The sequence below is a fragment of the Denitratisoma sp. DHT3 genome (assembly GCF_007833355.1).
GTDB lineage: Bacteria > Pseudomonadota > Gammaproteobacteria > Burkholderiales > Rhodocyclaceae > Denitratisoma.
The window spans coordinates 3,303,721-3,326,843 of the sequence record NZ_CP020914.1; the positions used below are offsets into that span (position 1 = coordinate 3,303,721).

At 65.8% G+C, this 23,123-nt stretch carries 22 protein-coding genes and 1 tRNA gene; 11 read left to right on the top strand and 12 right to left on the bottom strand.

What is annotated here, in order from left to right:
• Nucleotides 1-17 precede the first annotated feature (17 nt).
• Nucleotides 18-449 (top strand): c-type cytochrome, encoded by a 432-nt coding sequence (locus tag B9N43_RS15285; protein WP_145843055.1) that lies wholly within the window; start codon nucleotides 18-20, stop codon nucleotides 447-449.
• A 120-nt stretch (nucleotides 450-569) separates the two neighbouring features.
• On the opposite strand, the gene B9N43_RS15290 is transcribed toward B9N43_RS15285, so the two are convergent.
• Nucleotides 570-2,573, bottom strand: a complete 2,004-nt coding sequence (locus B9N43_RS15290) for a UvrD-helicase domain-containing protein (protein ID WP_145843056.1) — start codon at nucleotides 2,571-2,573, stop codon at nucleotides 570-572.
• Entirely contained in the window at nucleotides 2,570-2,803 is a 234-nt protein-coding gene (locus tag B9N43_RS15295; protein WP_145843058.1) for a hypothetical protein, read from the bottom strand. The genes B9N43_RS15290 and B9N43_RS15295 overlap by 4 nt, the downstream gene beginning before the upstream one ends.
• 186 nt (nucleotides 2,804-2,989) lie before the next feature.
• On the opposite strand from B9N43_RS15295, the gene B9N43_RS15300 reads away from it, so the two are divergent.
• The 5 genes from B9N43_RS15300 (at nucleotide 2,990) to B9N43_RS15320 (ending at nucleotide 6,012) form a co-directional block, all read left to right on the top strand.
• Nucleotides 2,990-3,841 carry an SDR family oxidoreductase gene (locus B9N43_RS15300; RefSeq protein ID WP_145843059.1) on the top strand — a complete coding sequence of 284 codons (852 nt, stop codon included), beginning with the start codon at nucleotides 2,990-2,992 and terminating at the stop codon, nucleotides 3,839-3,841.
• Between the two features lie 72 nt (nucleotides 3,842-3,913).
• Entirely contained in the window at nucleotides 3,914-4,651 is a 738-nt protein-coding gene (minC, locus tag B9N43_RS15305; protein WP_261379348.1) for a septum site-determining protein MinC, read from the top strand.
• Between the two features lie 128 nt (nucleotides 4,652-4,779).
• The gene (gene minD / locus B9N43_RS15310; protein WP_145843060.1) at nucleotides 4,780-5,595 is read left to right on the top strand and encodes a septum site-determining protein MinD; all 816 of its coding nucleotides are present in this window, start codon (nucleotides 4,780-4,782) and stop codon (nucleotides 5,593-5,595) included.
• 1 nt (nucleotide 5,596) lies between these two features.
• Nucleotides 5,597-5,863 carry a cell division topological specificity factor MinE gene (gene minE / locus B9N43_RS15315; RefSeq protein WP_145843061.1) on the top strand — a complete coding sequence of 89 codons (267 nt, stop codon included), beginning with the start codon at nucleotides 5,597-5,599 and terminating at the stop codon, nucleotides 5,861-5,863.
• 73 nt (nucleotides 5,864-5,936) lie between these two features.
• Nucleotides 5,937-6,012, top strand: a tRNA-Ala gene (locus tag B9N43_RS15320).
• Between the two features lie 132 nt (nucleotides 6,013-6,144).
• Here B9N43_RS15320 and B9N43_RS15325 read toward each other — a convergent pair.
• Both B9N43_RS15325 and B9N43_RS15330 read right to left on the bottom strand, forming a co-directional pair.
• Entirely contained in the window at nucleotides 6,145-6,627 is a 483-nt protein-coding gene (locus B9N43_RS15325) for a nuclear transport factor 2 family protein (RefSeq protein ID WP_145843062.1), read from the bottom strand.
• An 11-nt stretch (nucleotides 6,628-6,638) separates the two neighbouring features.
• The gene (locus tag B9N43_RS15330) at nucleotides 6,639-7,256 is read right to left on the bottom strand and encodes a TetR/AcrR family transcriptional regulator (protein WP_145843063.1); all 618 of its coding nucleotides are present in this window, start codon (nucleotides 7,254-7,256) and stop codon (nucleotides 6,639-6,641) included.
• A gap of 124 nt (nucleotides 7,257-7,380) precedes the next feature.
• Between B9N43_RS15330 and B9N43_RS15335 the strand changes: the two genes are divergently transcribed.
• Nucleotides 7,381-8,337: an LLM class flavin-dependent oxidoreductase gene (locus B9N43_RS15335; protein WP_186453862.1), complete on the top strand. Its 957-nt coding sequence runs from the start codon at nucleotides 7,381-7,383 to the stop codon at nucleotides 8,335-8,337.
• 40 nt (nucleotides 8,338-8,377) lie between these two features.
• On the opposite strand, the gene B9N43_RS15340 is transcribed toward B9N43_RS15335, so the two are convergent.
• The 7 genes from B9N43_RS15340 to B9N43_RS15370 all read right to left on the bottom strand — a co-directional run bounded on the left by B9N43_RS15340 (nucleotide 8,378) and on the right by B9N43_RS15370 (nucleotide 16,738).
• Nucleotides 8,378-8,773: a nuclear transport factor 2 family protein gene (locus B9N43_RS15340; protein ID WP_145843065.1), complete on the bottom strand. Its 396-nt coding sequence runs from the start codon at nucleotides 8,771-8,773 to the stop codon at nucleotides 8,378-8,380.
• 209 nt (nucleotides 8,774-8,982) lie between these two features.
• Nucleotides 8,983-9,393, bottom strand: a complete 411-nt coding sequence (locus B9N43_RS15345) for a substrate-binding domain-containing protein (RefSeq protein WP_145843066.1) — start codon at nucleotides 9,391-9,393, stop codon at nucleotides 8,983-8,985.
• A gap of 12 nt (nucleotides 9,394-9,405) precedes the next feature.
• On the bottom strand, nucleotides 9,406-10,674 hold the full coding sequence (locus B9N43_RS15350) for a hypothetical protein (RefSeq protein WP_145843068.1): 1,269 nt from the start codon (nucleotides 10,672-10,674) through the stop codon (nucleotides 9,406-9,408).
• 28 nt (nucleotides 10,675-10,702) lie between these two features.
• A complete protein-coding gene (locus B9N43_RS15355) occupies nucleotides 10,703-11,059 on the bottom strand; it encodes a hypothetical protein (protein ID WP_222428755.1) in 357 nt (118 codons plus the stop codon).
• A gap of 66 nt (nucleotides 11,060-11,125) precedes the next feature.
• The gene (locus tag B9N43_RS15360) at nucleotides 11,126-12,409 is read right to left on the bottom strand and encodes a hypothetical protein (RefSeq protein ID WP_145843070.1); all 1,284 of its coding nucleotides are present in this window, start codon (nucleotides 12,407-12,409) and stop codon (nucleotides 11,126-11,128) included.
• A gap of 44 nt (nucleotides 12,410-12,453) precedes the next feature.
• Nucleotides 12,454-13,557, bottom strand: coding sequence for a two-component system response regulator (locus tag B9N43_RS15365; RefSeq protein WP_145843071.1), 1,104 nt, complete (start codon nucleotides 13,555-13,557; stop codon nucleotides 12,454-12,456).
• Nucleotides 13,541-16,738 carry a response regulator gene (locus B9N43_RS15370; protein ID WP_145843072.1) on the bottom strand — a complete coding sequence of 1,066 codons (3,198 nt, stop codon included), beginning with the start codon at nucleotides 16,736-16,738 and terminating at the stop codon, nucleotides 13,541-13,543. Before B9N43_RS15370 ends, B9N43_RS15365 begins: the two co-directional genes overlap by 17 nt.
• 217 nt (nucleotides 16,739-16,955) lie before the next feature.
• Between B9N43_RS15370 and B9N43_RS15375 the strand changes: the two genes are divergently transcribed.
• A complete protein-coding gene (locus B9N43_RS15375) occupies nucleotides 16,956-17,969 on the top strand; it encodes a response regulator (protein ID WP_145843073.1) in 1,014 nt (337 codons plus the stop codon).
• 176 nt (nucleotides 17,970-18,145) lie between these two features.
• On the top strand, nucleotides 18,146-19,321 hold the full coding sequence (locus B9N43_RS15380; RefSeq protein ID WP_261379349.1) for an MFS transporter: 1,176 nt from the start codon (nucleotides 18,146-18,148) through the stop codon (nucleotides 19,319-19,321).
• A 102-nt stretch (nucleotides 19,322-19,423) separates the two neighbouring features.
• Here B9N43_RS15380 and B9N43_RS15385 read toward each other — a convergent pair whose 3' ends face one another.
• Nucleotides 19,424-20,416, bottom strand: a complete 993-nt coding sequence (locus tag B9N43_RS15385; RefSeq protein ID WP_145843074.1) for a cytochrome-c peroxidase — start codon at nucleotides 20,414-20,416, stop codon at nucleotides 19,424-19,426.
• A gap of 251 nt (nucleotides 20,417-20,667) precedes the next feature.
• Between B9N43_RS15385 and B9N43_RS15390 the strand changes: the two genes are divergently transcribed.
• Entirely contained in the window at nucleotides 20,668-21,564 is an 897-nt protein-coding gene (locus tag B9N43_RS15390; RefSeq protein ID WP_145843614.1) for a DNA-3-methyladenine glycosylase family protein, read from the top strand.
• A gap of 85 nt (nucleotides 21,565-21,649) precedes the next feature.
• Nucleotides 21,650-23,041, top strand: a complete 1,392-nt coding sequence (gene gltX / locus B9N43_RS15395; protein ID WP_145843076.1) for a glutamate--tRNA ligase — start codon at nucleotides 21,650-21,652, stop codon at nucleotides 23,039-23,041.
• Nucleotides 23,042-23,123: the final 82 nt, after the last annotated feature.

The following is a 23,123-nucleotide window of genomic DNA, read 5'->3' on the forward strand; positions in this document are numbered from 1 at the left end:
TCGAGGCCTTGTCCATCATGTCCCATTTCAATCCGCGCATTGCCGCCCTGCTGAGCGTCCTTTCCGTTTCTTCCGCCGCCATCGCCATGGGCGGCAAGCCCAAGGTCGACGAAGAGGCGGTGCTGGCCCGTATCCAGCCTGTCGCCCAGGTTCAATTGGCGGGTGCGGCGGGTAGTGCCGCGGGAGGGCGCAGCGGCGAGGATCTGTTCCAGTCCGCCTGCAACGCCTGTCACGGCACCGGCGCCCTGAATGCGCCGAAGGTGGGCGACAAGGGCGCTTGGGCGCCGCGTCTCGCCAAGGGGTTGGACGGGCTGCTCAAGTCCGCCACCAATGGCCTGAACGCGATGCCGCCCAAGGGGGGCGCCGCCGACGCGACCGACAAGGAGCTGGCCTCGGCCATCGTGTACATGGTCAACAAATCGGGCGGCAACCTCAAGGAGCCCCAGTAAGCCAAGTCCAAATAGCAGGCCAGGCTCGCCGGGTTCCGCGTCGCGGGATTCGCGAGCTTCCGTTCCGGCTGCTGCGGAACGGAAAAATCGACAGGGCGGCTCCGGCTGCCCTGTCTGCTTTCAGGCGCCGTCGGTGCCGGTCTTGTTGAGCAGGGCCTTGAACTGGGCGAAGCGGGCGCGGCCGGCCTGTTTTTCCTCGGCGGCGGGAATGGCCTCATCGCCGCCGCCGCGCCGCAGGTCGCTTCCCATTTCGTCGATGAAACGAGAAGGCTCGCAGTCGCGCCATTCCTTGCCGGTCTTGCGGCGCTTGCAGTGACTGAGATAGAGGCTCATGCGGGCGCGGGTGATGCCGACGTACATCAGGCGGCGTTCCTCCTGCAGCTTGACCGGCTCCAGGGAATCGCGATGGGGCAGGATGCCTTCTTCCACGCCGACCAGGAACACGTGGCGGAATTCGAGGCCCTTGGCCGCGTGCAGGGTGGCCAGTTGCACCGCGTCGGTTTCCTGGTCGTTCTTGTCCAGCATGCTGATCAGGGCCACGGTCTGCGCGAGTTCCAGCAGGCTCTTGCCGTCCTCCTCGCCGCGCCGGCCCAGCCAGTCCACGAAGTCCCGCACGTTCGCCCATTTGCCTTCCGCCTCGCGCGGCTCCAGGGTCTCGAACAGGTGGGCCTCGTAGTCGATGGCCTTCAGCAGGTCCTCCAGCACCTGCCGCGCCGGCTCGCGACCGGCGCGCGATTCCATGCGGACGATGAACTGGCAGAAGGTGCGCACGGCTTCCAGTTGCCGTGGATTGAGATGCTGTTCCACTCCCACCGCGACGGCGGCGGAGAACAACCCGATGTGGCGCTGGCCGCCGATGCGACCCAGGGTTTCCAGGGTGGCGCCGCCGATGCCCCGCTTGGGCGTGGTGACCGCGCGGATGAAGGCCGGATCGTCGTCCTGGTTGGCCATCAGTCGCAGGTAGCTGGTGATGTCCTTGATCTCGGCGCGCTCGAAGAAGGACTGACCGCCGGAGAGCACGTAGGGCACCTTCTGGTTGCGCAGTTGCTGCTCCAGCGCCCGGGCCTGGTGATTGCCGCGGTAGAGGATGGCGTAGTCCGACCACTTGCCCCGGTGCTGGAAACGATGGGCGGTGAGCCGGGAGGCAACCCATTCCGCCTCGTGCTCGCCATCCCGGCAGATCTGGATGTGGATCGCGTCGCCGTGGCCCAGGTCGGACCACAGGCGCTTTTCGAAGACCTTGGGATTGTGGGCGATCACCGCGTTGGCGGCGGCCAGGATGCGCGCCGTCGAACGGTAGTTCTGCTCCAGCTTGATCACCTTGAGGCGGGGGAAGTCCTCCTGCAACAGATGGATGTTGCCGATGTCGGCGCCGCGCCAGGCGTAGATGGACTGGTCGTCGTCGCCCACCGCGGTGAAGGCGGCGCGGGGGCCGGCCAGCAGTTTCATCAGGCGGTACTGGCAGCGGTTGGTGTCCTGGTATTCATCCACCAGCAGATGCCAGATGCGGCTCTGCCAGCGGGCCAGGGCTTCCTGGTTGGCCTCGAACAGATTTACCGGCAGGCGGATCAGATCGTCGAAATCCACCGCCTGGTAGGCCCGCAGGGTGCGCTCGTACTCGCCATAGACCTGGGCTGCCGCCCGCTCCATCTCGTCCGCCGCCTGGGCGGCGGCCTCCTCGGGGCCGAGCAGGGCGTTCTTCCACAGGGAAATGCGGTTCTGCACCGCGCGCCGCCGGTCCTTGTCGGCGTTTTTCATCAAATCCTGGAACAGCCCGCCCACGTCGGAGGCGTCGAGGATGGAAAAGCCCGGCTTCAGCCCCAGCGCCTTCGCCTCCTGGCGCAGGATGCGCACCCCCAGGGCGTGGAAGGTGGATACGGTCAGCCCTCCGCTGGCGCCGTCGCCCAGCAGCTGCGCGGCCCGCTCCTTCATCTCCTTGGCGGCCTTGTTGGTGAAGGTGATGGCGGTGATCCTGGATGGCGAATAACCGCAGTCCTTCACCAGGTAGGCGATCTTCTGGGTGATCACCCGGGTCTTGCCGCTGCCGGCCCCGGCCAGCACCAGCAGGGGACCGTCGAGATAGTGGATGGCTTCCCGCTGGGGGGCGTTGAGGCCAGCCGTCAACGCAGCTTACCGCGCAGAGGAGTCACCTTGTCTTTCGCATTGATCGTGACGGTGCCTTCGCCGCCGCTGAGGTTGCCGCAATCGCAACTGGCCGGCAAATGGGAAACCGAACTGATGATGTGGCTGCACTCGGTGCATTCGTAGTAAACATCGCCACCTCGCGGCAAGATCCCGTCGGCCTGAAGGGAAATGGGGTCGAAGCGATAGATTTTGCGCAGATCGATTTTCATGGGGGGCTCGCTGAAGCGGAAAGGCCTGGAACGGGGAGGGTCAGGTCGGGTTGTCGTTGAGGACGGTGGGAGAATTCTAGAGCCTAATGGGGGCATGGGGCGGCAGGACGCCGGTATTGCTCAGGTATGTCCCGCCGCGAAATTATAATTTGATCGCCAATACATCTTGATCGAGGAGATACCGTGATGTCCGAATCGTCTACTGCCGCCCCGCTGTCCGGCCGCGCCTATTTTGTCAGCGGTGGGGGCAGCGGCATCGGGCTGGCCTGTGCTGCGCGTCTGGTCGCCGACGGGGCGGCGGTCGCGATCTGCGGTCGCGGCGAGGGCCGCCTGGAAAGCGCCGCCCGCCGGATTGCCGCTGCGGCGAGAGGGGGCGGCAGCGTGCGCACGGTCGTCGCCGACGTGACGGTGGAGGCGGATGTGCAGCGCGCCGTTGCGGTGGCCCTGGAGGCCACGGGGCGTCTGGACGGCTGCATCGCCAATGCCGGCGGTGGCGGCGTGCCCGGTCCCTACCATGCCCAGGACCCGGCGGAATTCCTGCGGGTGCTGCACCTCAACCTGCTGGGCACCATGCTCTGCGTCAAGCACGCCGTCAGGCCGATGATCGCGGCAGGCGGCGGTTCCTTCATCGGCATGTCCTCCATCACCGGCGTTCTTTCCCACCCGTATTTCGGTGCCTATCCGGTGGCGAAGGCCGGCGTGGAAGCCATGATGCGCAACGCGGCCGACGAGTACGGCCGCTTCAAGGTGCGCTTCAACGCGATCCGCCCCGGCTTCATCGAAACCGAGATGATGGAGAGCATTCCGCGCGACAGCGCCGCCTACCGCAGCTACCTGGACAACACTCCGCTGGGCGATGTCGGCCAGCCGGAGGACGTGGCCAACCTTGCCCGCTTCCTGCTGGGCGACGAGGCGCGCTGGATCACCGGCCAGTGCATCGGCGTGGACGGTGGGCATTCCCTGCGTCGCGGCCCCGATTTCAGCGCGGTGGCGGAGATGATCCATGGCCGTGAAGTGCTGGAGGGTGTGATGTCCTGATGCGGCGGGTAACGATTCGGCAGGCCATTGCCCGAATCGGGACGGGCCGCTAGACTGCGGCGCCCGGGAACAATGATGAAACCCACCGCCATGTCCGCTGCCAAGCCCATCGAATTCAAGGGCACCTCCCTCTCGGTGGTGTCCGTCGTTCTCGCCTCCCTGGATATCGCCGGCCTGGACAAGGCGCTTGCCGCCATGCCCGGCGGCAAGCGGCGCTTTTTCGAAGGCGACGCGGCAGTCCTCGATCTGGCCGCGGTGGCGGGGGAAACCGCCGCCGACTGGCCCGCGCTGCTGACCTTGCTGAAGGATTACGGCCTGCAGCCGGTGGCGGTGTGCAACGGCGGCGCGGCCTTGACCGCCCAGGCCAATGACGTCGGGCTGGTCGCCATCGAGGCGACGGAACTGGCCCGCCCCAGCCGCAAGCCGACGGCGGAACAGGCACCGGCCGCGCCGCCGGCCGCCGCCGCGATGATCGTGGACAAGCCGCTGCGTTCCGGCCAGCGGATCTATGCCCGAGGGGGCGACCTGATCCTGACCGCGATGGTCTCCGCCGGCGCCGAGGTGATCGCCGACGGCAGCATCCACGTCTATGCGCCGCTGCGTGGCCGCGCCCTGGCCGGCGCGAGCGGGGATGGCGGCGCGCGGATACTCTGCACCTGCTTCGAGGCGGAACTGGTATCCGTGGCCGGTACCTACCGGACCTTCGAGCAGGGGTTGCCGTCCCAATTGGCCAAGAAGCCGGTCCAGGTGCGTCTGGAAGCGGGCAGTGGCCAGCAGACGCTGCTGCTCGACGCGCTGTCCCTGGGCTGAGCGCCGGCCGGGAATCGGCGCGAGCGTTCCTTTCAGCCCCGGATTTCCCCTTTTTTCCCCCAAAGGCAAGCACTTGGCGCCCGCTAGAATCGGCGTCTTGAAACCATTCATTCGAGGGAGAGTCTTCCGTGACCCGAATCATCGTCGTGACCTCCGGCAAGGGGGGCGTGGGTAAAACCACCACCAGCGCCAGTATTTCCTCGGGGCTGGCCATGCGCGGTTTCAAGACTGCGGTGGTCGATTTCGACGTGGGCCTGCGCAATCTGGACCTGATCATGGGCTGCGAGCGGCGGGTGGTCTACGATCTGGTCAACGTGGTCAATGGCGAAGCCAATCTCACCCAGGCGCTGATCAAGGACAAGCACTGCGAGAACCTGTTCGTCCTGCCCGCCTCCCAGACCCGGGACAAGGACGCCCTGACCGAGGACGGCGTCGAAAAAGTGCTCAAGGAGCTGGAGCACATGGGCTTCGAATACATCATCTGCGACAGCCCGGCGGGCATCGAGCGGGGCGCGGTGATGGCCCTGACCTTCGCCGACGAGGCCATCGTGGTCACCAACCCGGAAGTGTCCTCGGTGCGCGATTCCGACCGCATCCTGGGCATCCTCCAGGCCAAGTCCCGCCGCGCCCAGGCGGGCGGCGAACCGGTCAAGGAGCACCTGCTGGTCACCCGCTATTCGCCGAAGCGGGTGGAAGACGGCGAGATGCTGTCCTACAAGGACGTGCAGGAGATCCTGCGCGTGCCCATCCTGGGCGTCATCCCCGAGTCGGAGAGCGTGCTGCATGCCTCCAACCAGGGCACGCCGGCAATCCACATCAAGGACTCCGACGTTGCCGCGGCCTACCTGGATACCGTGGGCCGCTTCCTGGGGGAGGACAAACCCCTGCGTTTCGTCGATTACGAGAAGCCCGGCCTCCTCAAGCGTCTGTTCGGAGGCAAGTGACATGTCGCTCCTCGATCTTCTGTTCGGCAGCAAGCCCAAGTCCGCCAACGTCGCCAAGGAGCGCCTGCAGCTGATCATCGCCCGCGAGCGGTCCAGCGAAGGAGGCGCACCGGACTTCCTGCCCCAACTGCAGCAGGAACTGATCCAGGTGATCTCCAAATATGTCCGGGTGAACCCCGACGACATCAAGGTGTCGCTGGAAAAGCAGGACAACTACGAGGTACTGGAGGTCAATATCGTCCTGCCCGAGCCGAGCCGGGTGGGCTGATGCACCGGCGCCATGCCGGGGCACGACAAGCCCGGTGGGCGCTGATATAATCCGCGCCGTTTCGTAGATACTCGGGCCGATAGCTCAGCTGGGAGAGCGCCGCGTTCGCAATGCGGAGGTCGAGGGTTCGATCCCCTTTCGGTCCACCAAAATTCAGCGCCCAACCGTTCTCGGTTGGGCGTTTTCGCTTGGGCACGCCAGGCATGGCGCGTACCTTCAGGCTGCGCTACCGGGCCGCGCCGATCAGCTGACCCGGTGTTCCCTGATCCCTGATGAGGCGCTTACTTTCCGGGTACGTGCTTCATGGGGATGGGCTGCGCCAGCATCTTGCCGCCGGCCTTCAGCCATTCCAGCGCCATTTTCGGGGCGTCGCGGAAGGGGTTGTAGATATCCTCTTCCGAGGAGAACAGGCCGTTGCCGGCATAGACGACGCGGCACCAGTTGGGGAACTGGAAGCGGTCATCGCTGGGGTCGTCCATGGGAAAGGTGTTCAGGCAGCAGAAGACGATGGCATCGGTCTCGGTGTCGAAGACCTTCCAGCTCTGGGGAAAGCGCATGTGCGGATAGGGCTTCATCACATCGCAGATCCATTTGCGGATTTCCTCGCGGCCATGCATTTCGCCGTAGGCGTGCTCGATGTAGTGGGCGTCCTCGGTGAAGATGTCGGCCCAGATGTTCCAGTCCCCGGTCTCCTGCGAACGGCGCCGGGCGTCGTTGTAGATGTCGAAGGCTGCGCGTAATTCGGCTTCGGTAAAGCGTCCCATGGTGTCTCCTTCTAGCTGTTGGTGGGGGTGAGTCCGTTCTTCATGAACTGAAGCAGTGTGTCGGTCATGGCGTCCGGCAGCGGCATGCCCAGCCCCATGCGCCGGGTGGTGTAGGTGATCTGCAATTCATTCAAGAGATCCGCCGCGGAGGCGGTGTCCAGATCCCGTCGTATTTCGCCTTTGATCTGTCCTTGTCGCAGCAGGTCGGCCAGTTGCTGCAGCCAGCGCCGGTTGGCTTCCGTGATGGCGGTCTTGAGGCGGGGTGTCGGGGCGCCCTCGTGGCGCCGCAGCGCCAGGTAGAGGGGGGAGCGGGCGGCGAATTCGAAGCCCGCCCGGAACAGTTTTTCCAGGGCGTCGATCACGTCGGGCGTCGCGTCCAGGATGTCCTGGGTCATGTCCCACCAGTGCGCCAGCACCTGTTCCACGGCGGCTTCGAACAAGGCTTCCTTGGAAGCGAAATGGGCGAACAAGAGTCCGTCGGAAACACCCGACCGGCGGGCGATTTCGCGGGTCGTGGTGGCCTTGTAGCCCAATTCGCCGAAGCAGGTGGAGGCCACGTCGAGCATGAGCTCCCGCTTGCGGGCGCTTTCATTCTGGCGGGAAAGTTTTTTCTTGGTGCCGGTGCGCATGGTGTCCGAAACAAATATTGAGCAAAAAGTGTAATCCGCTCATTGAGCAAAAACAATATCTGGTTCAGAATAATTGCAATCGGATTTGTCCTGAGGCTAAGGGATTGGTATGAGAAATCTTGTCATGCGTTTCGATATGCGGCGTCCGCCGGACTGCCCGACGAGCGATCAGGCGCGGTATCAGGCGGCGCTGGAGATGGCGGTCTGGGCCGAGGGCAACGGCTTCGACACCATCGGGCTGTCGGAACATCATGTGACCGCCGATGGTTATCTGTCCTCGCCGCTGATGCTGGCCATGGCCATGGCCGGCCGCACCGAGCGCATCGCCATCAACGTGGGGGCGCTGCTGCTGCCCCTGCACGAACCCTTGCGCATCGCCGAGGACGTTGCCGTGCTGGACATGATCGCCAGGGGCCGGGCGGCGATCACGGTGGGCATCGGCTATCGGCCCGAGGAATATGCGGCCCTGGGCCGGGATTGGGAGCGTCGCGGCGAATTGCTCGACGAGGGCATCGAGGTTTTGCTCAAGGCCTGGCGCGGCCAGCCCTTCGAGTATCGCGGGCGTCCGGCGCAGGTCCTGCCCCGCCCCGTCTCGCGGGCGCAACAGCTGCTGTACGTCGGCGGCAACAGCAAGGCCGCCGCGCGCCGCGCGGCGCGCTTCGGACTGGTGTTTCTGCCGGCCATCGACGACCAGGAGCTGGTGACGGTTTATCAGGCCGAATGCGAGCGCCTGTGGGGGCGGCGAGGGTTTGCCGTGCTGCCCAACGCGCCCTCCACCACGTTCATCGCCGAGGACGTGGAGCAAGGCTGGCGCGACTATGGCCCGGCCATGCTGTTCGATGCCATCGCCTACGGTTCCTGGCGCCATCCCAACCGGCGGGCCTACGCCGAGTCCTTCGCCACGGATATGGCGAGCCTGCGGGCCGAAGGGAAGTATCGCGTCCTGACGCCGGCGCAGGCGGTGGACGTGATCCGCGACACGGGCTCATTGCACATCGCGCCCCTGGTCGGGGGAACCGATCCGGCGCTGGCCTGGCGCAGTCTGCGGCTCTTTGCCGAGCAGGTGCTGCCACGGCTGTAAGCCCATCATCGACGGAGCGGGGCGTGGACGCCTCGCCAGATCAGGGCCGCTGACCGCCGCACAGCACGTCGGTCACGCGCTCGGTATCCATGTACTCTTTGAGCGACAGCAGCTTGCCGTTCCGGAATTCGAACAGAAAATGGTACAGGTTGTTGTAATGCCTGCCCGATGCATGCAGACCGTTGCTCTCGGCTTCGACCGCCACCTTGTCGCCTTCCGCCACCATGCCGTGGATGGTGAAATGGATGCCTTGCGGGAAGGCGTCGAAAATGGCGCCGGCCGAAGCGGCGATCCGCGCCTTGTCGAACTTGCCGGAAATCAGCGTGCCGCCTGAAGTCCATACATAACCGTCATCGTCGTACATGCCAACCAGGCCGGCGGTGTTGCCCTGGTTGAGATATTCGATGAACCGGGTGACGAGTGCCTTATTGCCCATGACGGTTCTCCTGGCGGAGCATTGAAGAAATTTCCGATTTCCGGATGCCGTGAATTGCACGCTCCGCATGGCGGTCAATTGTATTGACCCAGCGCAATCCGCTCAACTCAGGCCGTGTTTCCATTGCGATGGGAGGGCGGAGCATCGCCCTGCGCCGCCGAGGGCCGTGGCCCGCCAGCCGTGATGCGGGTCTACGTTGTCGTCGTCGGCTATTTCCGGTTCAGCACGTTGAGCCCGGGCGTCAGGTCGGCGGCATCGATGTAGCCGATCGCGCCGGGCGTCGACTGTACGAAGCGGATGACGGCCGCGGCGGAATCGAGCTCGGCGGGCGGCTGGCCCTTGCCGATGAACTTGCGCACCGTCCAGTAGGCGATGTATTTCTCGTCGCCCTGGTTGAGGAAGGCGGCGAGGAAGCGGGTGCGCACGGCATGGCCGGGCGCGGCGTTGACGACGGTGACGCGCGTGCCGTTGAGCTCGACGATCCTGCCGGTGAAGAGTTTCTGGATGGTGGCGTTGTCGAGTTTCGGCAAGTCGGGCGAGCCGATGACGGCGACGCCGTCGGCGAGTGCCGGAGCGCTCGCGAGCAGGAAAAGTACGGCAGCGAGGAGTCCCGGTTTCACCGCCTCATCTCTTCAGAACGTGAAGCTGTAGGACAGCGAGAAAACATTGACGCGCTGGCCGCCGCTGTTGCCGCCGATCGGCGCGTCGATGAAGCTCGAGGCAACGCCGGTGCGCGTGCGCATCCATTCCGCCTTGATCTTGCGGGTCGGCGTCAGCGCGTAGGACGTTCCGACGGCCCATGACGACTGGTCGTATCCCGCGAATTTGTCCGCCTCCATGCGCTGCGAGGCGTTGATGACGGCCGCGCCGGGAACGAAGGACGGCACGGCGGCGTTGTTCACCGTCTGGTAGAGGTCGAGCAACCCGGTCTCGGTGCGCAACCGCGAATAAAGCACGTAGGGCGTCCACGGGCCGACGTGCCGGCGCAGGGAGACGTAGGCGCCGTCGCTGTTCACACCTTGCGGGATGTCCGGGGCCCGCCGCCGGACGTATTCGGCGGCCAGGCGGACGCCGTTGCCCAGACCGACGTCGGCACCCATGCCGAAGATGTTCATCTCCAGGGTCTCCCAGCTTGGCACCCCCGGCCCCGGCTGGGAAGTGTAATAACTGATGCCGGGCGCCGGCGTGACCAGGACGGGCAAGGTCCAGCGCTGGCCAATGGGGCTTTTGCCGGATGCCTGGTGGAAGAAGGCGAGGTAAGTGTCGTCGTTCCGGCGCCAGGTCAGCGCCAATCCCTTGGATTCGACCTCGACCGGGGTGAACTGCGGCCCGGGGGGTAAAACGCCCGGGATGCCGTCGCGGAAATGGAGGCGCCATTTCGTGTCCGTCCTGCCCCAGTAGCCGTCGAGCACCAGATCGCCGTCGGCCAGGCCGAAGGTCCTGTTGAACGAAGCGCCGTTGAAGTCGTAGGTCGGCGAAACGGAATAGACCTCGTGAGGCAGGCGGACGTAGTCGTAGGTCGCGCCGACGTCCATGTTCTCCGAATTGAGGTAGCCCGGCACGCGAATCTTGCCCAGGCGCAGCAGCCAGTCGTTGTCCGGCCGCCAGGAGACGAAGGCCCAGGCCAGCCTCGCGTCCCAGCGGTTGTCGTTGCCGACCGCGGGGGCCAGTTTCAGTTGCGCGGTCGCACTCCATTCCGGCGCGATTTTCGCGTCCACCTGGACCCCGAACACGCTGTCGCGGTCGAACGTGCCCTGGTCGTCGACGTAGCGCAGGTATTTGTAGGGCTGGTCGGAGCGCGCGTAACCCACGGTGCCGAATCCCGAAAGACTCAGGTCACCGGCCGAGGCCGCAAGCGGCAGCAGCAACCCGGTCCATAGGGTGAGGGAGGATCGTTTCATGCAGCTTCAGTGGATTGGCGGGCGATGGTTATTTCCGGCTGAGCACGTTGAGCCCGGGCGTCAGGTCGGCGGCGTCGATGTAGCCGACTGCGCCGGGCGTCGATTGCACGAAGCGGATGACGGCCGCGCCGGAATCCAGCTCAGGAGGCGGCTGCCCCTTGCCGATGAATTTCCGGACCGTCCAGTAGGCGATGTATTTTTCGTCGTTCTGGTTGAGGAACGTGGCCAGGAAGCGGTTGCGCACCGCATTGCCGGGGACGGCATTGACGACGCTGATCCGCGTTCCGTTGATCTCGACGATGCGGCCGGTGAAGAGTTTCTGGATGGTGACGCCGTCGAGCTTCGGCAGTTCGGCCGAGCCGATGACCGCGACGCCGTCGGCCAATGCCGATCTTGCCGAGAGGAGCAGGAGGAGGGAAAGGAGTCTTGTCGTATTCACGGCTTCGCCTCCTCAGAAAGTAAAGCTGTAGGACAGCGAAAAGACGTTGATGCGCTGCCGGTTCAGATCGACTCCGGGGGGCGCATCGACCAGGCCCGAGGTGACGCCGACGCGGGTGCGCATCCATTCCACCTTGATCTTGCTGGTCTGCGTCAGCGCATAGGACGTGCCGATGGCCAGCGACGACTGGTCATAGCCCGAGAAGATGTCCGCGATGGCGCGCTGGTAGGCGTTGATGAACGCCGCATTGGGTACGAAGAGCGGCACGGTGTTGCCGTTGATCGCCTTCCACATGGACAGCGAACTGCTGTCCGAGAGCAGCCGGGCGCCCAGGACGTAAGGCGTCCAGCGGCCGATCTGCCTGCGCAGGGAGACGTAGCCGCTGGTGCTGTTGAGGCCGCCGCGCAGGTTCGCCACCTTGCGCCGGACGTATTCCCCGGCCAGGCGCACGTCGCCGCCGAGGGCGACATCGGCGCCCGCATAGAGAATCGACGTATCGAGGGCGTTCGCGCTCTGACCGCCAGCGCCCGCCGACGCATCGTAGTAGCCGATGCCGGGGGGGAAGGGCGGGGTGGGCAGGGTGACCAGGCCGGGGCCGGTCCACGGCTGGCCGTCCTTCTTTCTGGAATACGCCTTGTGCGCGCTGACCACGTAGATGTCGTCGTCCCGGTGCAGGGTCAGCCCCAGGCCCCTGGCCTCGAGCTTGATGGGCTGGAACTGCGGCCCGGCGGAGGCGAGGCCCGGAACGTCGCTGCGCAGGTAGCCGCGGGAGTCCGTATTGCTCTTGCCCCAGTAGCCGTCGAGCGTCAGGTCGCCGCGTTCCAGTTCGAAGACCTTGTTGAACGAGGCACCCGTGACGTTGAAGGTGGGTGAGACCGAGTAGACCTCCGCGGGCGGGCGGGCGTAATCGTAGGTGACGCCGACGTCCAGGTTTTCCGCGTTGAGGTAGCCCGGTATGCGTATCTTGCCGGCGCGGAACAGCCAGTCGTTGGTCGGCCGCCAGGAGACGAAGGCCCAGGCCAGCGTCGGATCCCAGCGGCTGTCGCTGCTGACCGAGGACGCCAGCTTGAGCTGCACCGTGGCGCTCCATTCAGGGGCGAGCTTCTTGTCCACCTGGATGGCGAACACGCTGTCGCTGTCGAACGTGCCCTTGTCGTCGATATGGCGCAGGTAGGCGTAAGGTTGGTCGGAACGCGCGTAGCCGACGGTGCCGAAGCCGGAGATGCTGGCATCGTCGGCCGTGGCCGCGAGCGGCAGCAGCAGCGCGCACAACAGGAGGACGGATTTTCGTTTCATGGCGGAGTCCGTGGTCGGGTTTCTGATATGGCTGAGGAGAGGGTTCATTCGTCCGGCCAGTATTCGGCCATCTCGGCAAACCGGGCGGCGAGCCGGGTGAACGCGTCCACCACGTCGGGATCGAAATACCGCCCGCGGCCCTGGATGATGAAATCGGCGGCTTGCTCGTGGCTCATGCTGTTCTTGTAGGGGCGCGTGCTGCGCAAGGCGTCATAGACGTCGGCGACCGCCATCAGCCGGGCGGCGAGGGGGATCGCCTCGCCGGCCAGCCCGTCCGGATAACCCGTGCCGTCCCATTTCTCGTGATGATGCCGGGCGATGTCCTTGGCGAAGGCGAGCACTGCCCCGTGCGTGCCCATGAAGTTGCCTGCGCGCATGAGTATGTCGTAGCCGCGCAACGCATGCGTCTTCATGATCGCGAACTCGTCCACGGTGAGTTTTCCGGGTTTGAGCAGGATGTGATCGGGGATGGCGATCTTGCCGATGTCGTGGAGCGGTGCCGAGCGCACCAGTTGTTCGATGCAGGAGCCCGTCAGCATGCTGGCATGGCGCGGCAAGGTCGCGAGTTCCTGCGCCAGCAGGCGCACGTATTCCTGGGTGCGGACGATGTGGTTGCCGGTGTCTTCATCGCGGAATTCGGCCAGCGAGACCATGACGTAGATCGACGCATTCTGGAGCTGGTTGATCTCGGACAGGCGCTGGTCGACCTCCTTGGTGAGCCAGCCGTTCTGGTCGAGCAGGAAATCCTGCCAGGCCTTGATCTCGATCTGCGATTTGACCCGCGCCAGCACGATGGGCGGACTGATCGGCTTGTGGATGAAGTCGACGGCGCCCAGCGAGAGGCCGAGTTCCTCGTCCTCGACGGAGATCTTGGCGGTGAGGAAGATCACCGGCACGCGTTGCGTCCGCTCGTCGGCCTTCAGGCGCCGGCAGACCTCGTAGCCGTCCATCTCCGGCATCATGATGTCGAGCAGCACGAGATCGGGCGGCGCCGTCGCGGCGAGTTCGAGCGCCCGCGCGGCGCTGCTGGCGACCTTGATGCGATACTGGCCCTTGAGCAGATTCGTCAGCAGGGTCAGGTTGGCCGGCATGTCGTCGACGATCAGGATGGTCGGACGCTGGGATGCGGGGTCAGGCAGGTTGCTCATTCGGTATCTCGGATAGAAGGGTCAGCGCGACGTCCAGCTCGAAGTGCTTCATGGCCGTACCGATGCGGAACATCGTCTGCTGCGGCAGGATGTCCTGGAACTCGGACTCGTGAGCCTGCCACAGATCGATGGCATCGTTGTCGCCCTCGGCCAGCAATTTCCGCAGGCGCGGCAGGCAGGCCGGTATCGCGCCGGGGGCGTTGGTTTCCTGGGATGGGACGGACGGGGGCGGGGCGCACGCCGCGGCGAGGTGGGCCTGAAGGGCCGCCACCAGCGGCTCGAGTTTTTCCAGCAGCGGCGCCAACGCGGTGGCGGCCGCGGCTTGCCCGCTCCTGCATGCGGTTTCGAGCGTTGCCGCAAGGGCATACACTTCGCCGGCGCCGATCGTCCCGGCCAGGCCCTTGAGCGTGTGGGCGAGCCGCTCGACGTCAGCCCAGCGCCGCTCGGCCGTCAGCTGCGCCATCTCGTGCCGGAAGCCGGAAAAGTCGTCCACGAAGGCTTTCAGCATTTGCAGGTACAGGTCGTGCATGCCGGCCGAGCGGCGCATGCCGACCGTCGTATCGAGTCCGGGGATGGTGGGCAAACGAGGCTCCGCAGGCGTCGCCGGGGTCTCGATGGCCGGTTGCATCTCGCGATGGTTCGCCGCGGCCGAGAAGCGGCGCAACGTGGCGTACAGCCGGTCCGGCTCGATCGGCTTGTTGATGTGCCCGTCCATGCCGGCCGCGGCGGCGCGCTCGTGTTCCTCCGCCATGACGTGCGCGGACATGGCGATGATCGGCAGCGTGGCGTAGCGCGGGTCGACGCGCAGGCGGCGGGTGGCCTCGTAGCCGTCCATGACCGGCATCTGCAAGTCCATGAGCACGGCGTGATAGTAGTTGGCGGCGACGCCGGCCAGCCTGGCGAGGGCTTCCTTGCCGTCGTTGGCGACGTCGACGTGGATGCCGCAGCTTTCCATGAGTTCGATGGCCAGGTGCTGATTGACCCGGTTGTCCTCGACCAGCAGCACGCGCATGCCGGCGAAGTTGTGGACCTGGTCCTGCGCGGCGGCGGGGCGGCTCTCGTCGGCGCTGTTGCCGGTGAGCCCGTTCACGAGCTTGCGCAGCGCCTTGGGCAGCGCCGGCTTGGACAGGAACAGACCCACACCGCTTCTGGCGACGGCGGCGCGGATCGCGTCCGAATCGTAGGCCAGGGCCGCGACCGCCGGCGGTTTCGCGCCGTCTTGCCGGAGCTGCGCCAGCAAGGCGGCGCCGTCCAGGTCCGGCAGGAGCCAGTCCAGCAGCAGCAGATCGTAGGCGCGGCCCGCCTCCCGCGCTCGGCGGATCATGGTCAGCGCCGCGGCGACGCTGTCCGCGCTCTCGACGCCCGCGGGCGGCTGCGCCACCCCCACGCCGAGCGCCGACAGGAGGCGGATCAGCGTTCGGCGGTTCTCCGGCTGGTCGTCGACCACCAGCACGCGCAGGGCATCCACGCCCGGCAGCGCGGGCGCCGGCGGCAGCCCGGGCTTGGCGATCGAGAAGCGAACCGTGAAGACGAAGGTCGCTCCCTCGCCGGGCGTGCTTTCAGCCCGGATTTCGCCGCCCATCAATTCGACGAGCTTCTTCGAGATCGACAGGCCGAGACCGGTGCCGCCGTACCTGCGGGTGGTCGAACCGTCGGCCTGGGTGAACTCCTGGAACAGCTGCCCCAGCTGCGCCTCGGTCATGCCGATGCCGGTGTCCTGAATGGCGAAGCGCAGCGTCTCGCCGTCCTCGTCGCAGGCGTCGATGTCGATCGACAGCATGACGTGGCCCTGATGGGTGAACTTGACCGAGTTCGACAGCAGGTTGGTGAGGATCTGTCCGAGCCGCAGTGGGTCGCCGATCAGGGTGCCGTTGTCGCCGAGCAGCCGCGGGTCGGCGATGTCGAGCAGCAGTTCGAGTTCCTTTTCCTGGGCGCGCTGGGCGAGCAGCGAGAAGGTGTTGGCGACCACGTCCTCGATCCGGAAGCGGGTCTGGTCGAGTTCGAGCTTGCCGGCTTCCGTCTTGGAGAAGTCGAGGATGTCGTTGACGATGCCGAGCAGCGAGTTGCCGGCGTTGTAGATGTTCTCGACGTAATCGAGTTGGCGCGGCGTCAGCTCCGTCTTGAGGGCGAGATAGGCCATGCCGATGATGGCGTTCATCGGCGTGCGGATCTCGTGGCTCATGTTGGCGAGGAACATCGACTTGGTGCGGGTGGCTTCCTCGGCGTGGCGGCGCGCGCTTTCCAGCTCCCGCTGGGTGACGATCTGGGCCTGGATGTCGTTCTCGATGGACTGCGCCATGATGTCCATCGTGTTGCCCAGCGCGACGAGTTCGTCGACGCCCCGCACCGGCCCCGTGCGCGTGGCGTACTCGCCGTCGGCCAGCCGCTTCGCCGCCTTGCTCAGACGCTCGACCGGTTGCAGCACCTGTCGGCGGATCACCATATAGGCGCCGATCAGTATCGCCAGGGTGCCGATCAGCAGGGCCAGCGAGCGGGAGATCAGCTGGTCGAGCCGGCCGGTCGCCGCGGCGATGTCGGCGCGGGTGCGCTGATCGACCATGGACGACAGGTCGTCGACCGCTTTCGAGAGGTCGGCCTTCATCCGGTTGTACTCGTTGCCATTGACGAGCTTGCTGGCGAACCGGAGATGGGGCCTGCCGTCGGAGACGAAGTCCTGCTTGACGGGGTCGTACAGCCCCTGGGTCGCGGCGAAGGCGATCTGCTCGATCTCGTTCATCGCCGCGGTCGCGGCCAGCACTCCGTTCAGGGTGTTCAGTTCCCGTTCGCTGAAACCCAGCAGCCGCATTCTTTCCCGCAGGGATTTCTTCTGGCCGTCCTTGGGCAGGCTGTGCTGGATGCGGCCGGCGATCACCAGGCTCCAGTAGCTGTTCGGGTTGAACTCGGCCGGAGCGGGTTTCTCGCCCCGGCGGATGGCGAGAATGTCGTAGTAGTAGAACAGGTAGCGGGCTTCGCCGGTGGTGGTGTAGGCGCGCACCAGGCTCGCCAGCTGTTCGGTTTCCTGTTGCAGCTCGTGAGTCAGCGCCGTCGCCTGCTGGCGATGGTTCTGCGCTTCGATGACCTTGTCGTGCGCGCTCCTGGTCTCGAAAAGCACGAACGTGTTGGCGACCAGCACCAGCAGCAGGCAGATGGAAAAGGACAGGGAAGCCTTCTGGAGCTTCATCGGGCGCGTCTCATGAGGGACGATGAGTCACGGCAATCCTCGCCCCGACTCGCCACGCCGTTGTTTCGAAATAGCCGCCACCCGTCCTCCTCGCTGAAAATACTCCAGTGTTTCCCTTGGAAATGCTACTGCGAACGCTTCGCTCCATGTGCTACGCGGCGTGTAGCGGAAAACCCGGGCGATCCGGCCGTACCCACCGCCTTGCTACAATCGTGGCATGACCGATCCGGCATTGAAGAACCTGAATCCACCGCCCAGGCGTCCGGCCCGGCCGCGCCTGCTGATCGTCGACGACGTGCCGCAGCACCTCCAGGTGCTGGTCGCCATCCTCGCCGAGTCCTATGAAATCCGGCTCGTGAACAGCGGCGCCGAAGCCCTGCGGCTGCTCCGCCAGCGGCCGCTGCCGGACCTGATCCTGCTGGACGTCATGATGCCCGGCATGGACGGCTACGCGGTATGCCGGGAGATCAAGCGCCAGGTCGCCACGCAGCACATTCCGGTGATGTTCATCACCGCGCTGGACGAGAAGGCCGACGAAATCCTTGGCTTCGAGGCGGGCGCGGCCGACTACATCGCCAAGCCGTTCGAGCCCGACGTCGTGCTGGCGCGCGTGCGCAGTCAGCTGCGCTACAAGTTCGCCTTCGATGCGTTGCGCGACACGGCGCAGGGGGCCGCCGCGGCAAGCGCCGGCAGCGTCTTCCGCACCATGGGCGCGTGGTGGGAAATCGGTTTCCAGGGGCAGCCGCGCTTTCAGCTCAAGGACATGCTGGGGCTGGCCTACCTGCAATGCCTGCTCGCCTACCCGGGCCGCTACTTCTCGGTCGAAGACGTCGTGTTTCTCACCGTGCCGAAGGAACGCGAGAACATTCTCGTCCGCTCGGCGTCGCGCATGGACGACAGCAGCCTGAGCCATTACCGGCGCCTTGCCGAGAGCGCCATCGAGAACCGCAAACGGCTGCCGCAGCCGGGTACGCCGAGCGATGATTTTCCCGGCGTCATCGAGCAGCTGCTGGGAGAGCTTCGCCGCACCGGCATTCTCGGCAGCGACGTGCCGTCCGCGATCGACGACCGGGAGCGCTACCGGAAGTCCGTGGGCAACGCGATCCGCCGTGCCATCCGCGAAATTTCCGAGCACAGCATCGATCTGGCGAGCCACCTCCAGTTCCCCAATCTCCGGCTGGGCTTCGAACTCGTGTATGCCCCGGAGGAGAGCGTCTCCTGGCTGATCTGACACTCACCACTGTTCGTCTGGCGAGCCTCTCCGCGAGTAAACTCCTCATGCCATCTGGAATTACTCTGTTGGCGATGTCCGGAGACCTCAAAGCATGAACGACAAACAACTGTCTGCCGCAGCACCATGGATGAACTGACTGCCTGGACGCTCACGGCCGACAAGGTGCTGGTGTTTTGAACGCCAACGCCAACGTATTGCGCCTGGCCGCGAGCCAGGCCCTGATGCTCTCGGCTATCGTCATGTCGATGGCGGTCGCCGGCATCCTCGGTGCGCAGCTTGCGCCAGACGCGGGCCTGGCGGCGCTGCCCATCGCCGCGATGGTGGTCGGCGTGGCCGTCGCCTCGCTGCCGGCCGCGCTGCTGATGCGCCGCGTTGGCCGGCGTACCGGCTTTCTCTGCGGCGCGGCGATCGGTGTCGGTGCCAGCCTGCTCGCTGCTCACGCCTTGCAGGTGCAGTCCTTCGCGCTCTTCGTCCTCGGCCATTTCCTGCTCGGTGCTTACCAGGGCTTCGCCAACTACTACCGTTTCGCCGCCGTCGAAGCCAGTGGTCCGACCGAAGCGGGGCGGGCGATCTCGCTGGTGGTGGCTGCCGGCATCGTCGCCGCCTTCCTCGGCCCGCAGCTCGGCCAGTGGGGGCGCGACTGGTTTCCGGGCGAACTGTTCCTCGGCGCCTATCTCGCCCAGGCGGCGTTGAGCGTAGTCGCGTTCGCGTTGCTCGCCGGCCTGCGTCTGCCCGCCGTCAGCCCGACGCAGGGTGGGGCGGCGCGTCCGCTCGGTGAAATCCTGCGCCAGCCGGCCCTGCTGATGTCAGTCTTCGGTACCGCCATCGGCTATTCGGCGATGATCATGGCGATGACCGCCACGCCGCTCGCCATGCTTGGCTGCGGCCTGCCGGGCACGCGCGTGACGCCGGTGATCCAGTGGCATGTGGTCGGCATGTTCGCACCCTCTTTCTTTACCGGCGCCCTCATCAAGCGCTATGGTGTGCCGCGCATCATGCAGATCGGCTTCGCACTGCTGCTCGCCCATGTCGCGGTGGCAGTCTCCGGCCTCGAATTCCTGCACTTCTTCTCCGCGCTGATCCTGCTCGGCGTCGGCTGGAACTTCGCTTTCGTCGGTGGCACCACGTTGCTGACGCAGACTTACCGGCCTGCCGAGCAACTGCGCGTGCAGATGGCCAACGAGTTCATCGTCTTCGGCCTCGTCGCCCTCGCCTCGCTCTCGGCTGGCTGGCTCTATGCACGTTTTGGCTGGGTACTGCTCAACCTCTCGATGGCCCCGCTGCTCGTCGCCGCCCTGCTGGCGGCGGGTCGCATGGCGCGCGCCGGACGGATCGTCGGTGGGAGGTAGCCTGGTCGTCGATGAAAACCAGCGCGGGTTCGCTCCATACACGAGCTGATAACAAAAACGCCCCGGCACAGGCCAGGGCATTTTCCTTCGCGGTTCCGTCGTTTACTTCTTGGCGAAGGGCTGCGGACGCGGCGTGGCGTCGGAGGACGGGGGCAGGATCGGCAGCTTGAAGCTGGGCTGCTCGCCGGTCAGCGTCTTCAGGAAGGCCACGATCTTGGCGTTCTCGTCCCCGGTGAACTTCTTGCCGAGCTGGATGCGACCCATGGTGTCCACAGCTTCCTTCAGGGTGTTGGCGGCGCCGTCGTGGAAGTAGGGGTAGGTCATTTCCACGTTGCGCAGCGTCGGCACCTTGAAGTTGAAGCGGTCGGCGTCCTGGCCCGTCACGGCGACGCGGCCCTCGGCCGGGCTGCTGGCCTTGTAGGCCTCGACCACGCCCATCTTCTGGAAGGAATTGCCGCCGACGGCGGCGCCGTTGTGGCAGCCGACGCAGCCGCTTTCCTTGAAGAGCTTGTAGCCGGCGAGCTCGTTGGCGGTCAGTGCCTTCTTGTCGCCCTTCAGCCACTTGTCGAAGCGGGAATTGGGCGTCACCAGGGTTTCCTCGAAAGCCGCGATGGCCTTGGTCACCTTGTCGATGTCCACCTTGTCGGAACCGAAGACCTTCTTGAATTCGGCCACGTAGCCGGGAATCGACTGCAGCACCTCGATCGCCAGCACGTGGCTGGACGCCATCTCGCCGGGATTGGCGATGGGGCCGCCGGCCTGGGCCTTCAGGTCGGCGGCGCGGCCGTCCCAGAACTGGGCGACGTTGAGGCTCGAATTGAGCACCGTCGGCGCGTTGATCGGGCCTTCGGTCCAGTTGTGGCCGATGGAGGTCTTGATGTTGTCGGTACCGCCCATGGACAGGTTGTGGCAGGAATTGCAGGAAATGAAGCCGGACTTGGACAGGCGCGGATCGAAATAGAGTTTCTTGCCCAGTTCGGCCAAGGCCGGGTTGGCCACCTTGGGCGCGACGATGGGCTGGATCGGCTCATCGGCCGCGAAGGCCGTGGCAGCGCCGGCGATAGCGAGGCTCGCGAAGAAGATACGGACTTTCATACTTGTGCTCCCTTGCTTGGAAAAATCTTGCATTGAGCCAAATGATATCCATATAGCCTTCATGGGTGTTGATGTAAGTCAATGATTTATAATAGTTTTATTTTATGTGCCCTATAGCCGTTTTCTATGGGGTCGTCCAATGAAACTCTGCGTCCCGCCTGATGCCGGCGGCGCGCATCATCGAGCGCGGCACGCCAAGGATGCTATGGTTGCAGCCCGCTGTCCCTTCTCCTGTCGTGTGCCCGGTCGTGATGCCTTCCCGCGCCTCTTTTTCCATTCCTCTTCCGGCCGACTTCCGACCCCGCGACGTCCTCGACTTTCACGCCCGCGACGCGCAGGCGCTGGCCGAGCGGGTCGTCGGCGCTGGCTTGCAAAAAGGCCTGGTCTGGGCGGACCGCGCGGCCCGTCTGGAAATTCGTTTCGTGTCCGGGCAGGCCGAGGTGGAGCTGGCGGTCGATGGCGGGGACGAGATCGACCGGGACGCGCTGGCGCGGATGGCACGGCGCATGCTGGGCCTCACCCAGCCGATCGAGGAATTCGAGCGGACCTACCGCCGCCACCCGCAACTGGGGCGCCTCATCGCCCAGCGGCCGGGATTGCGGGTGCCGCTCTCGGCCACGCCTTTCGAAGCCTTGACCTGGGCGATCGCCGGCCAGCAGATCAGTGTCGGCGCGGCGGTCTCGTTGCGCCGGAAATTCATCCAGGCGGCGGGCCTGCGGCATTCCGGCGGATTGCTCTGCTATCCGGAAGCCACCCAGGTGGCGCGCTTGAGCGAAGCGGACCTGCGCCGGGCGGGATTTTCCCTGACCAAGGCGCAGGCGCTGCTCGCACTGAGCCGCGCGGTGGCGGAAAACCGGCTGCCGTTGGCTTCGTGGCTGGAGACGCTGCCCGTGGAGGAAATGCGCGCGCAGTTGCTGGCGCTGCGCGGCATCGGCCCCTGGACGGTCAACTATGCGCTGCTGCGCGGCTTCGGCTGGCTCGACGGTTCGCTGCACGGCGATGCCGCGGTGCGCCGGGGCCTGCAACGGCTGCTGGGCGGCGCCGACAAGATGGACGAGGACGCGGCGCGGCGCTGGCTGGCCGAGTTCTCGCCGTGGCGGGCGCTGGTTGCCGCCCATCTGTGGGCATGGATCGCCACCAACCCGTGAAACGGCGGCGGCGCTGCGGCATGCCGGTTACCGGCCCCCTGGCCCGCTCGCGTAAAATCACCGGCTTTTGCGCAGGTGGTTTTCCATGACGGTACGCACTCGCTTCGCTCCCAGCCCCACCGGCTACCTTCATATCGGCGGTGCCCGCACGGCCTTGTTCTCCTGGGCCTATGCCCGTCGCCATGGCGGCCAGTTCATTCTGCGGATCGAGGATACCGACGTGGCGCGTTCCACGCCCGAGGCCGTGCAGGCGATTCTCGACGGCATGCGCTGGCTCGGCCTCACGCACGACGAAGGCCCCTTCTATCAGATGCAGCGCATGGACCGCTACAAGGCGGTGATCGCCCAGATGCTGGCCGCGGGCAGCGCCTACCACTGCTACATGTCGAAGGACGAGCTGGAGGCGCTGCGCGCGGAACAGGAAGCGAAGAAGGAAAAGCCCCGCTACGACGGCCGCTGGCGGCCGGAGCCGGGCAAGACCCTGCCCCCGCCGCCGCCGGGTGTGGAACCGGTGGTGCGCTTCCGCAACCCGCGGGATGGCGTCGTCGCCTGGGACGACCTGGTCAAGGGGCGGATCGAGTTCGCCAACGAGGAACTCGACGATTTCATCATCGCCCGCGCCGACGGCACCCCCACCTACAATTTCTGCGTGGTGGTGGACGACTGGGACATGGGCATCACCCAGGTGATCCGCGGCGACGACCACGTGAACAACACGCCGCGCCAGATCAACGTGCTCAAGGCATTGGGGGCCGCCGTGCCCCAGTACGCCCATCTGTCGATGATCCTCGGCGACGACGGGCAGAAGCTCTCCAAGCGCCGCAATGCGGTGGCGGTGACGGATTTCGACGATGCCGGCTATCTGCCGGACGCGATCGTCAACTACCTGGCGCGCCTGGGCTGGTCCCACGGCGACGACGAGTTCTTCTCCCGCGAGCAGTTCGTACAGTGGTTCGACCTGGACCACATCACCCCCTCGGCCGCCCAGTTCAACACCGAGAAGCTGAACTGGCTCAACCAGCAGTACATCAAGCAGGCCGCCGACGGCTATCTCGCCGCCGAGGCGGCCCGGCGCCTGGCGCCGCGGGGCATCGACCCGGAGGCGGGGCCGGTGCTGGAGCGGGTGGTGGCGCTCTACAAGGACCGGGTGGGCAACCTCAACGAACTGGCCGACGCCGTGGCGCCCTTGCTGGTGCTGGTCCATCCGTCCGCCGAGATGATCGAGACCCACCTCACCGATGCGGCCCGCGCGGCCCTGGCCGATCTGCGCGGCCGGCTGGCGGCGGCGGAATGGCAGAAGTCCGCATTGAGCCAGGCGATCAAGGAAACCTGCGCCGCATTGGGCCTGAAGATGCCCCAGGTGGCGATTCCCCTGCGGGTGGCGCTGCTGGGCCAGCCCCAGTCGCCTTCGATCGATGCCGTGCTCGAAGTGCTGGGACGGGACGCCGTGTTGGCGCGGCTGGACCGCTGGTTGTAAACGCCCTCGGGCACTGATCGGGTTCCGCCGGAGCCCGGTCACGGGAACGAAAAAAGCCGGGGGTCCGCCCCGGCTTTTTTCT

What these genes read in the sequence shown, in the direction of transcription:
- B9N43_RS15285 (WP_145843055.1), top strand. Translation starts at nt 18, where the DNA reads ATGTCCCATTTCAATCCGCGCATTGCCGCCCTGCTGAGCGTCCTTTCC.
- B9N43_RS15370 (WP_145843072.1), bottom strand. Translation starts at nt 16,738, where the DNA reads ATGAAGCTCCAGAAGGCTTCCCTGTCCTTTTCCATCTGCCTGCTGCTG.
- gltX (WP_145843076.1), top strand. Translation starts at nt 21,650, where the DNA reads ATGACGGTACGCACTCGCTTCGCTCCCAGCCCCACCGGCTACCTTCAT.
- B9N43_RS15330 (WP_145843063.1), bottom strand. Translation starts at nt 7,256, where the DNA reads ATGCGCACCGGCACCAAGAAAAAACTTTCCCGCCAGAATGAAAGCGCC.
- B9N43_RS15390 (WP_145843614.1), top strand. Translation starts at nt 20,668, where the DNA reads ATGCCTTCCCGCGCCTCTTTTTCCATTCCTCTTCCGGCCGACTTCCGA.
- B9N43_RS15300 (WP_145843059.1), top strand. Translation starts at nt 2,990, where the DNA reads ATGTCCGAATCGTCTACTGCCGCCCCGCTGTCCGGCCGCGCCTATTTT.
- B9N43_RS15350 (WP_145843068.1), bottom strand. Translation starts at nt 10,674, where the DNA reads ATGAAACGATCCTCCCTCACCCTATGGACCGGGTTGCTGCTGCCGCTT.
- B9N43_RS15365 (WP_145843071.1), bottom strand. Translation starts at nt 13,557, where the DNA reads ATGAGCAACCTGCCTGACCCCGCATCCCAGCGTCCGACCATCCTGATC.
- B9N43_RS15295 (WP_145843058.1), bottom strand. Translation starts at nt 2,803, where the DNA reads ATGAAAATCGATCTGCGCAAAATCTATCGCTTCGACCCCATTTCCCTT.
- B9N43_RS15335 (WP_186453862.1), top strand. Translation starts at nt 7,381, where the DNA reads ATGCGTTTCGATATGCGGCGTCCGCCGGACTGCCCGACGAGCGATCAG.
- minC (WP_261379348.1), top strand. Translation starts at nt 3,914, where the DNA reads ATGATGAAACCCACCGCCATGTCCGCTGCCAAGCCCATCGAATTCAAG.
- B9N43_RS15385 (WP_145843074.1), bottom strand. Translation starts at nt 20,416, where the DNA reads ATGAAAGTCCGTATCTTCTTCGCGAGCCTCGCTATCGCCGGCGCTGCC.
- B9N43_RS15325 (WP_145843062.1), bottom strand. Translation starts at nt 6,627, where the DNA reads ATGGGACGCTTTACCGAAGCCGAATTACGCGCAGCCTTCGACATCTAC.
- B9N43_RS15340 (WP_145843065.1), bottom strand. Translation starts at nt 8,773, where the DNA reads ATGGGCAATAAGGCACTCGTCACCCGGTTCATCGAATATCTCAACCAG.
- minE (WP_145843061.1), top strand. Translation starts at nt 5,597, where the DNA reads ATGTCGCTCCTCGATCTTCTGTTCGGCAGCAAGCCCAAGTCCGCCAAC.
- B9N43_RS15375 (WP_145843073.1), top strand. Translation starts at nt 16,956, where the DNA reads ATGACCGATCCGGCATTGAAGAACCTGAATCCACCGCCCAGGCGTCCG.
- B9N43_RS15360 (WP_145843070.1), bottom strand. Translation starts at nt 12,409, where the DNA reads ATGAAACGAAAATCCGTCCTCCTGTTGTGCGCGCTGCTGCTGCCGCTC.